Here is a 10,079-nt window from a genome sequence, read left to right on the forward strand (position 1 = left end):
ATTATGGGTTTGGCAATATTAGATCATATTTGTTAACAAAGTGCGATCCCGCCCTGATGAACTGCCGACGCTAACTCTATTTCAAAAACACATTATAGCGTTTTGGCCATGACAACCTCACAAGCGTCATGGCCTGTTTCTCCCCAAGCTGAATCAAGGTGTTCAAAGCCCAATTTTTCGTAAAGTTTAACGGCGGCATTAAGGCATTCGGTCGTTTCTAGATACATATGTTGATAACCCAGTTCCTTAGCTTTCTCCATCGACATATTAACCAACTTCTTCGCTAAGCCTTTGCCTCTGGTTTCTGGCAAAAAGTACATCTTTTGCAGTTCACAGACTTCTGGCATACCTGCTAATGGTGCAAATCCACCACCACCGACAACCTTTCCATCAAGTTCAATCACCCAATACTGAGATCTTTCATTGTTATAAACACTGAACATGTCTTCTAAGGTGGGATCAGCAACACCATAGCCTTTATCTTCAGTTAGCCCGTTTTCATAAGAGACTTGGCGAATCACATTGGCCACTACGGTGTTGTCTTCCTGTAGTAGGGGGCGAACTACCACATCGATTGAAGCGTGGCTTTGTTGCAGTGCTTTAAGGTAGTGCTCGATTCCCCCCGAGACTTGTTGAGTTTCCGCTTCCGTTAAACGCTCAAGTACCGAGTCATAAAATTGATTCTGTTGATTGTGAAGTTTGGCAAGAGTGTTTTTCCCTTGCTCTGTTACTGAAGCTACAACACTGCGCTTATCGTTGGGGTGTGGTGAGGTTTGAATTAACGAGTTCTTCGCTAGATTGTTGACTGCTCTACTGGCGTTGGACTTATCAATATTGAGCTTATCCGCTAATTGATTCACGGTTAATGACTGCTGTTCTAGTTCAATCAGTGTATGAGCTTGAATCGGAGGTAGGGCAATATCACCACAATCTTTGTCGAGCATTCCAAGCTGTCGAACGAGCTGACGTGATAATTCTCTAAGTTGTGCTGAAGTCATGTTGCCTCTCAATATGGTTGCGATGTACAACTGTAATTTAATTGCGAATCGCAACCATGTCAACAGTGAACTCTCTAGGTTAAGCATGTTGGTGCAAACAAAACTGTGGTTGTGCTGCTTGGCTTTCTGCTTTTCGTAACCACACCTTCTCATGGAAATAGTAAGCCACAGTATTCAAAGCGGGTTCTAACGTTGCCATCACACCACCAACAAAGGCGTCGCCAGTCAATAAGTAGACAACGGTAAAGGCAACACTAAAGTGGATAGTAGCGAAGCTTGCTGTTTTTAACTTTGTCATCCACTGACGAGCTTTAAGCGCTGGAACTTGAGCCCACGCCTTTTCATGAAAATAGAAGGCGACGGTATTCACAGAAGGCTCAATCATAGCGATTAAGCTACCAATTAAGATGTCGTCTGTTAGTACGTAAGCGACACTAAATGCGATAGTAAAATGTAATGCAGCAAAGGTTAGTGTCTTTTTCATGATAATTACTCAGTCGTTGTGTTGTTTCGATAGAACTATTATTGAGAATTATTATCATTAATTCTAATGGGAAGTTAAGATTGTTTTGATAGGCAAAAGCTATCAATAAGCTGGAGTGAAGCTGATTGGACTGGAACTTAGGGCACAAAAAAAGGCTGACCATGAAGGCCAACCTTTTTGTCTAGAGCGGGAGGTTCGAAACCTCCTCGTTCATTCAGTTTTAAAGAGCAGCGATAGTCGCTTTTTGCTCTTCTAGCTTAACAAGAGTTTCTTGGTAGCCTTCAAGCTTTTCACGCTCTTTCGCGATAACCGCTTCAGGTGCTTTAGCAACAAAACTTTCGTTACCTAGCTTACCTTCGATACGCTTAATCTCACCGTGAGTTTTCGCTACTTCTTTATCTAGACGAGCAAGCTCAGCATCTTTGTCGATAAGACCCGCCATTGGGATCATCAGTTCAGATTTGCCAACAAGCTTAGTTGCACAAGCTGGAGTTGCTTCGCCGTCTGCTAGAACTTTAATATCGTCTAGCTTAGCTAGAGAAGTAAGAACGATCTTGTTTGCTTCGATACGAGCTGCATCTTTCTCATCAGCGACTTTGATCATTACTTCTAAGCCTTGGCTTGGTGCAATGTCGTATTCCGCACGTAGGTTACGGATAGCTGTGATGAAAGTTTTAACCCATTCGATGTCGTCAACGATCTCAGCATTGAAGTTAGCTTCATTAAACTGAGGAAGCGCTTGAGTCATGATGGTCTCGCCTTCAACGCCGTCTACTAGCGGCTTAACGCTTTGCCAGATAGATTCAGTGATGTAAGGAAGAACAGGGTGAGCAAGACGCAGAGTCTTCTCTAGAACCGTGATAAGCGTGTAACGAGTCGCTTGTTGTTGAGCTTCAGTACCCTTCCAAAGAACAGGTTTAGTTAGCTCTAGGTACCAGTCACAGAATTGGTTCCAGATGAATTCGTAAAGCGTGTTTGCTGCCATGTCTAGACGGTAGTTGTCTAGATGAGCGTTAAACTCTTTCGCTGCAACTTCAAACTGAGATTCAATCCACTTGTCTGCTAGAGAGAATTCCATGTTTGCACGGTCTTCTACAGACAGTGACATGCCACAATCGTGCTCTTCTGTATTCATCAGTACGTAACGGCTTGCGTTCCATAGCTTGTTACAGAAGTTACGGTAACCTTCAAGACGCTTCATGTCCCAGTTGATGTCACGGCCAGTTGAAGCCATAGCAGCAAGAGTGAAACGCAGTGCATCGGTACCGTATGGTTCGATACCATCTTCGAAAGTTTTACGTGTGGCTTTTTCGATCTTGGCAGCCAGTTTAGGTTGCATCATGTTGCCACAACGCTTTTCTACTAGCTCTTCAAGGCCGATGCCGTCAATCATATCGATAGGGTCAAGTACGTTACCTTTCGACTTAGACATCTTGTCGCCGTTTTCATCACGGATAAGGCCCGTCATGTAAACTGTTTTGAAAGGTACTTGAGCCTTGCCATCTTCGTCTTTCACGAAGTGCATGGTCATCATGATCATACGAGCAACCCAGAAGAAGATAATATCAAAACCAGATACTAGTACTTCTGATGGATGGAATGTTTTCATTGCTTCAGTATCTTCAGGCCAGCCTTGTGTGCCGAACGTCCAAAGTGCAGAAGAGAACCATGTATCAAGAACGTCGTTGTCTTGCTTAAGAACAATTACCGGTGAAAGGTTGTTCTTTTCACGAACTTCTTCTTCAGTGCGACCTACGTAAACTTTACCATCGTTGTCGTACCATGCTGGGATACGGTGACCCCACCAAAGTTGACGAGAGATACACCAGTCTTGCACGTCACGCATCCACGCGAAGTACATGTTTTCGTACTGCTTAGGTACGAATTGGATCTCACCATCTTCAACGGCTTTAACAGCAGGCGCAGCAAGAGGCGCTGTACGCACGTACCATTGGTCCGTCAGCATTGGTTCGATAACCACGCCACCACGGTCACCGTAAGGAACGGTTAGATCGTGATCTTTGATTTCTTCAAGTAGGCCTAGCTCTTCAAATTCAGCAACCGTTGCACGACGAGCGGCAAAACGCTCCATACCTTGGTATTTAGCTGGAAGATCTGTTGAGTACACATCGCTTTCTTCACCGTTCGTTGTGAAGATTTCAGCCGCATCACGGATATCACCGTTGAACGTTAGGATGTTGATCATTGGTAGGCTATGGCGCTTGCCCACTTCGTAATCGTTAAAGTCATGAGCTGGCGTGATTTTCACACAACCCGTGCCTTTATCCATGTCAGCGTGCTCATCACCTACGATAGGGATAAGACGGTTTACGATAGGAAGCAGGATTTCTTTACCGATAAGATCTTTGTAGCGAGGATCTTCAGGGTTAACTGCAACGCCGGTATCACCAAGCATGGTTTCAGGACGCGTAGTCGCAACGACGATGTAGTCTTTGCCGTCAGCAGTTTTAACACCATTCGCTAGTGGGTAGCGGAAGTGCCACATGAAACCTTTTTTGTCTTTGTTCTCAACTTCAAGATCAGAAATTGCAGTGTGCAGTTTAGGATCCCAGTTTACTAGACGCTTACCACGATAGATTAGGTCTTCTTCGTATAGGCGAACAAATACTTCTTGAGTCGCAGCCGATAGGCCGTCATCCATAGTGAATCGCTCACGATCCCAATCTACAGATGCACCAAGACGACGAAGTTGTTGAGTGATCGTGCCACCTGATTCGCCTTTCCATTCCCAGATCTTGTCGATGAAAGCTTCACGGCCGTAGTCGTGTTTTGTTTTGCCTTCTTCAGCAGCGATCTTACGCTCAACAACCATTTGAGTTGCGATACCAGCGTGGTCAGTACCCACTTGCCAAAGCGTATTTTTGCCTTTCATACGTTGAGCACGGATAAGCGTATCCATGATCGTATCTTGGAACGCGTGACCCATGTGTAGGCTACCAGTGACGTTCGGTGGCGGGATCATGATGCTGTAAGCTTCTTTTGATGTGTCACCGTGTGGCTTAAAGTAGCCTTTCTCTTCCCAAGTCTTATACAGAGCTTGTTCGATTGATGTTGGGTTGTATGTCTTTTCCATAGTGCTCTTAAACGGATACTGTGAATGGTTAATCGTGGTCAAACTTCATAAGTGAAGCTTCTTGAATCTAAATCCAAAGATAGCTTTAACTATGAGGTTTGACTATGGATGTTGAATCTCGATAGTTTGTAGCTGATATCCAGCCTGACGGTAAATTTTATACCTTTCTCGAGCGAGTTGCTTAGGTTTTTCTTCGCAAGGAACGAAGTCTATCACCTGAGCAAAGGCGTTCGCAAAGGTTGTATGATTATCGGCCAGATTTATTACCAATTGGCGGTTCCAATTAGGTTTGACACCTTGGTGGCCTATCTCAATATTCGTTGAATATTTTGGACCTTCGCCAACCAAGTTGTGCGCGATAAATTCAGTAGGCTCTACCTGCCAAAAAATTTCAGCGATACGCTCAGCATGATCTTTATCGTTACAGTTGAGATAAAGTTTAGCGCCTTGTTTTGCAAAATGCTGCGCAAGAAACAACACGTAGTGAGCAAAACCCTCTTCACTGGCTTGCGGGCTGTCTGGAGACACAATGTAAAACGTAGCAGTCTGCATATTTAACACTCGAACTGAAAATCGTGGATATCAATGTTACTTGGTTAACAGGATCTAACAAATAGCGCTTATTAAAAAAGGGCCCGTAGGCCCTTTTCATTATTTTGAAGATTGCTCTTCAGTCTCATGGCCGCTGCGGTTCAATAAGAATTGGACTAGCATTGAGACAGGACGACCTGTCGAGCCTTTCGCTGCACCTGACTTCCACGCGGTACCTGCACTGTCGATGTGAGCCCAGTGGTACTTTTTGGTGAACTTAGACAGGAAACAACCTGCGGTGATAGTACCGCCAGGGCGGCCACCGATGTTTGCCATATCAGCAAACGGGCTGTTTAGCTGCTCATGGTACTCGTCTGCCATAGGTAGACGCCATGCACGGTCACTTGCTTGCTCTGAAGCATTAACAAGTTCATGAGAAAGAGGGTTGTGGTTTGATAGAACGCCACTGATGTGGTGACCTAAAGCAATAACACACGCGCCAGTTAGTGTTGCAACGTCAACAACACAATCCGGTTCAAAACGCTCAACGTAAGTTAGAGCATCACATAGAACCAAGCGACCTTCAGCATCAGTGTTGAGTACTTCAACCGTTTGGCCAGACATTGTCGTTAGAATGTCACCTGGGCGGTAAGCATTGCTACCCGGCATGTTTTCACAGCCAGCAAGAATACCTACAACGTTGATTGGCAAGTTAAGTTTCGCCAATGCTTTCATTGTGCCGAATACAGATGCAGCACCACACATGTCGTACTTCATCTCATCCATGCCTTCACCAGGCTTAAGTGAGATACCGCCTGAATCGAAAGTAAGACCTTTACCAACTAGAACGATAGGTTTTGCATTTGGGTCAGCAGCACCTTTGTATTCCATGATAGACATCATAGATTCGTTCTTAGAGCCACGGCCTACTGCTAAGTATGAAGTCATACCCAGCTTTTCCATCTCTTCTTCACCGATGATCTTAGTCTTTACTGTCTCATAATCGTCAGCTAAACGACGAGCTTGAGAAGCTAGGTAAGCCGGGTTTGCGATGTTCGGTGGCATGTTGCCAAGGTCTTTAGATGCTTTCACACCTGAAGCAATAGCAAGACCATGAGAAATCGCTTTTTCGCCAAGGCTTAGCTCGCGACGAGTTGGTACATTGAATACCAATTTACGCAATGGACGACGAGTCTCTGGTTTGTTGCTCTTAAATTGGTCGAATGTGTAAAGACCATCTTTAGTCGCTTCTACCGCTTGACGAACTTTCCAGTAAGTGTCGCGACCTTTAACGTGAAGCTCTGTAAGGAAACATACTGCTTCCATAGAACCTGTTTCGTTTAGTGTGCTGATGGTTTTTTGGATAATTTCTTTGTATTGACGCTCGCCTAGCTCACGCTCTTTACCACAGCCTACCAGTAGAACACGTTCTGAAAGTACACCAGGTACTTGATGCAGTAGCAGCATCTGGCCAGGTTTACCCTCTAGATCACCGCGACGAAGCAGTGAACTAATATAGCCATCGCTAATCTTATCTAATTGCTCGGCTACTGGAGAAAGGCGGCGCGGTTCGAATACACCGACAACGATACATGCGCTGCGCTGTTTCTCTGGGCTGCCACTTTTTACACTGAACTCCATGCGTACTCCTACATCCTGAAGACAAATCGAACTAAATGTTAGATAATGGGTTCTTACTTGTTGGATCCTATAATGGAACTAACCTTAAAGAATAACGCTAACACTTAGCTAAAAATTTAAAAAAATAAAAGGTTCAACGGGAAATTATAGTGATTCAATCAAAAAAACAAGTTTTGTATAGGTAATTTGAGCGTGATTATTGTTAGATATTTGATCCGCGAGACAATCAAGAGCCAATTTGCGATCTTTTTTGTTCTCTTTCTCGTGTTTCTCAGCCAAAAATTCATCAGTGTTTTAGCGGACGCCTCTGATGGTGATATTCCTGCGAGCCTCATATTGTCGATTGTTGGTCTAAATATGCCAGCAATGGGCTTGTTGATGCTTCCACTCAGTATCTATATTGGTATTTTGCTTACTTTTGGCCGTCTTTACGCTGAAAGTGAAATAGTCGTAATGAACGCTACGGGTATTGGTAATAAATTCCTTATCCAATCTGCGCTTTATTTGGCTTTGATTACCGCATCTGTTGCTGCCTTTAACTCATTTTGGTTATCTCCTTGGTCGCAAGACAAAGTTGAGCAAATGTATGAAGAAGTCGCTGCAGAAAATAGCGTTGATTTGCTACCAAAAGGTAAGTTTGAAGGCACGCCGGATGGTTCTTCTGTCGTTTTCATTGATGATATCGACGGTAATAAGTTAGAAAATGTGTTCGTTGCTCAAATGCGCCCACGTGATTCGGTATTGCCTAGTGTGATGTTCTCTAAGTCGGGTGATGTAAAAGAGCTCAGCGATGGTCGCCAAGTGATTGTGATGTACGATGGTACCCGTCATGAAGGGATTCCAACACGTCTTGATTATATGGTGACGCACTTTGAAGAGTACGAAGGCTTAATTGGTCAGCGTGAGGTTGAGAAAAAAGGTCGAGATTGGGAAGCCATTCCTACGCTCGAACTGATTGGCAATCCAGAAAACAGTGCGAAAGCGGAATTACAGTGGCGAATTTCATTGGTGCTTTGTATTCCATTGTTGACCATGCTTGTTGTGCCACTATCTGCGGTAAATCCTCGACAAGGTCGTTTCGCTAAAATTGGGCCTGCTATTCTAATTTACCTAACCTATTTCTTAGCAATCAGTGCAACCAAATCTTCGATTGAAGAGGGGAGTATCCCTGCGGTAGTCGGCATGTGGCCAATTAATGCGTTATTGTTATTTGTCGCAATTGGTGCAAACTTTATGGATAGCGTGCCAGTAAGGCGTTTGAAAGAAAAATTCAAGAATAAAAGGTTAGCTTAAGCCGTGTTTAAGATTCTCGATTTATATATAGGCAGAACCATCATCGCAACGACGTCACTGGTATTGGTGACGTTTGTTGGTCTCTCTGGGATTATCAAGTACGTAGAGCAGCTGAGAAAGGTTGGTCGTGGTACCTATGATCTATTACAAGCGCTGTATTTCGTTCTATTGAGTATCCCTCGTGATATCGAGATGTTCTTTCCAATGGCTGCATTACTTGGTGCGTTGATTGGATTGGGTATGCTTGCTGCGAGCTCTGAGCTGGTGGTGATGCAGGCTGCCGGTTTCTCTAAGTTAGATATTGGCCTATCGGTACTCAAAACCGCCATTCCATTAATGATCGTAGTGACTCTTCTTGGTCAATGGGGGGCGCCTCAAGCACAGAAGATGGCTCGTGATCTGAGAACCATATCGATTGCTGGTGGTAATATTATCTCTACCCAAAGTGGGGTATGGGCGCGTGATGCCAATGATTTTATATTCGTTGTCAAAATTGACGATGAAAAGCTATATGGTTTGAACATGTGGCGCTTTGATGAGAATAAGGCACTTAAGACCGCGATATATTCTGAAGAGGTCGATTACGTTGGAGACAACGTTTGGACAATGAACGATGTAGAGATCACGTCGTTCGAAAATGAGATTCAGATTACCAAAGAAAGCCTACCGACATACTCATGGAAGACATCACTCGCTCCAGATAAGCTTGCGATTGTAACGGTTAAGCCTGAAGAGCTGTCATTAAGTGGTTTGTATGATTACGTATCTTATCTGAAAGCTTCAGAACAAGATGCGGCTCGTTACGAACTGGCGTTGTGGAGAAAGATAACTCAGCCTATCTCGATAGCGGTCATGATGTTGATGGCACTGTCGTTTATCTTTGGTCCATTACGAAGTGTGACTATGGGAGCAAGAATTCTTTCGGGGGTTATTGCTGGTTTCACCTTCTATATATCCAGTGAGTTCTTTGGTCCGGTCAGTTTGGTTTACCAAATACCACCGGCCTTTGGTGCGCTAGCCCCGAGCGTGGTGTTCCTCGGAATAGCCATAATGCTCTTGAGGCGGAAACTGTAAATAGAAAAAGGAAGGCATAACGCCTTCCTTTTTTGATCTTACTTTTAGCGAGATTAATAGCGTTATCGTGCTTGTGGTAGCACGACTACTTCGGTCTTCGCCCAGATGTCGTGAAAGCCACGTTTCTGAGGATCGAATGGAACACATAAGTTTGCCAATCCAAATCCTGAAGTTCCTAAGCGAATCAGGGCTTGGGTTACCGTAATTGCTGAGCCATCTTTGTTTTGAACACGCAGTTTCCAAGCTCTCATTCCTAGCGTTTGGCCTGCTCTGGTCCAGAAGAATACAAAAAAGTACACCCAAACTACGACTAGGTAGAAAGTATATGCTGGGCTCCAGATAGGGTGGTTCGTTAAGAAGTCACTAACATCGGCATAACCGCTATGGTTAAAAACGCCAAGAGCCATGAGTGCGTGCAGTAGAGCGACAATGACGCCAGCCGCCAACATTTCAATAGCGATTACGATAAGGGCGTCATAGAACAAGGCACCAAATCGGCGCATTACTCCTGCTGGTGGCATTGTGTTTGTTGATGGCATGGTGTTATTACTTCTTCAAAAATTTAGGCGTCAGAATATAGTCTAAGGCTTGGCGTGAAAAGAGACATGACGCACAGCTTATGACTTAGTGGCGAAATTATCGGCAAACACACATGAATTCAAGTTTTTATACTTGCCACATCAGTTCGCATACGTATAATGCCAAACATCGAAAGGGCAATGCCCCAAGATAATGCCGGTATGGTGAAATTGGTATACACGACGGATTCAAAATCCGTTGCCTTCGGGCGTGGCGGTTCAAGTCCGCCTACCGGTACCAAACATAGAAAGGTCGCTTTTATAGCGACCTTTCGTCGTTTTGGGCGTTTGTGAATTCCTAACCCAGCGTGTCGGCTTGGATGGAAGCCAGGGCTACCGCATGAGTGCCTAGTTTTTCACCACCTGACTAAAACCAGCATTTAATA

The 10,079-nt window shown here is 44.4% G+C and carries 8 protein-coding genes and 1 tRNA gene; 3 read left to right on the forward strand and 6 right to left on the reverse strand.

What is annotated here, in order from left to right; translation table 11 throughout:
* Nucleotides 1-92: 92 nt before the first annotated feature.
* The 5 genes from ED652_RS23055 to pepA all read right to left on the reverse strand — a co-directional run bounded on the left by ED652_RS23055 (nt 93) and on the right by pepA (nt 6,748).
* Nucleotides 93-998: a helix-turn-helix domain-containing GNAT family N-acetyltransferase gene (locus ED652_RS23055; protein ID WP_122056296.1), complete on the reverse strand. Its 906-nt coding sequence runs from the start codon at nt 996-998 to the stop codon at nt 93-95.
* Nucleotides 999-1,077: 79 nt separating this feature from the next.
* Nucleotides 1,078-1,482 carry a DUF2061 domain-containing protein gene (locus ED652_RS23060; RefSeq protein WP_122056292.1) on the reverse strand — a complete coding sequence of 135 codons (405 nt, stop codon included), beginning with the start codon at nt 1,480-1,482 and terminating at the stop codon, nt 1,078-1,080.
* A gap of 220 nt (nt 1,483-1,702) precedes the next feature.
* Nucleotides 1,703-4,576: a valine--tRNA ligase gene (locus ED652_RS23065; RefSeq protein ID WP_122056293.1), complete on the reverse strand. Its 2,874-nt coding sequence runs from the start codon at nt 4,574-4,576 to the stop codon at nt 1,703-1,705.
* A gap of 102 nt (nt 4,577-4,678) precedes the next feature.
* Entirely contained in the window at nt 4,679-5,128 is a 450-nt protein-coding gene (locus ED652_RS23070) for a DNA polymerase III subunit chi (protein WP_065104170.1), read from the reverse strand.
* Nucleotides 5,129-5,227: 99 nt separating this feature from the next.
* Nucleotides 5,228-6,748 (reverse strand): leucyl aminopeptidase, encoded by a 1,521-nt coding sequence (gene pepA / locus ED652_RS23075; RefSeq protein WP_065104169.1) that lies wholly within the window; start codon nt 6,746-6,748, stop codon nt 5,228-5,230.
* 192 nt (nt 6,749-6,940) lie between these two features.
* Between pepA and lptF the strand changes: the two genes are divergently transcribed.
* Both lptF and lptG read left to right on the forward strand, forming a co-directional pair.
* On the forward strand, nt 6,941-8,041 hold the full coding sequence (lptF, locus tag ED652_RS23080) for an LPS export ABC transporter permease LptF (protein WP_029225986.1): 1,101 nt from the start codon (nt 6,941-6,943) through the stop codon (nt 8,039-8,041).
* Between the two features lie 3 nt (nt 8,042-8,044).
* Nucleotides 8,045-9,115: an LPS export ABC transporter permease LptG gene (gene lptG, locus ED652_RS23085; RefSeq protein ID WP_122056294.1), complete on the forward strand. Its 1,071-nt coding sequence runs from the start codon at nt 8,045-8,047 to the stop codon at nt 9,113-9,115.
* 62 nt (nt 9,116-9,177) lie between these two features.
* Here lptG and ED652_RS23090 read toward each other — a convergent pair whose 3' ends face one another.
* Nucleotides 9,178-9,654, reverse strand: a complete 477-nt coding sequence (locus ED652_RS23090) for an RDD family protein (RefSeq protein WP_122056295.1) — start codon at nt 9,652-9,654, stop codon at nt 9,178-9,180.
* Between the two features lie 195 nt (nt 9,655-9,849).
* Between ED652_RS23090 and ED652_RS23095 the strand changes: the two genes are divergently transcribed.
* A tRNA-Leu gene (locus ED652_RS23095) sits at nt 9,850-9,934 on the forward strand.
* Nucleotides 9,935-10,079: the final 145 nt, after the last annotated feature.

Origin of the sequence: Vibrio sp. Evd11 (assembly GCF_900382755.1) — a bacterium.
Taxonomy (GTDB): Bacteria; Pseudomonadota; Gammaproteobacteria; order Enterobacterales; family Vibrionaceae; genus Vibrio; species Vibrio lentus.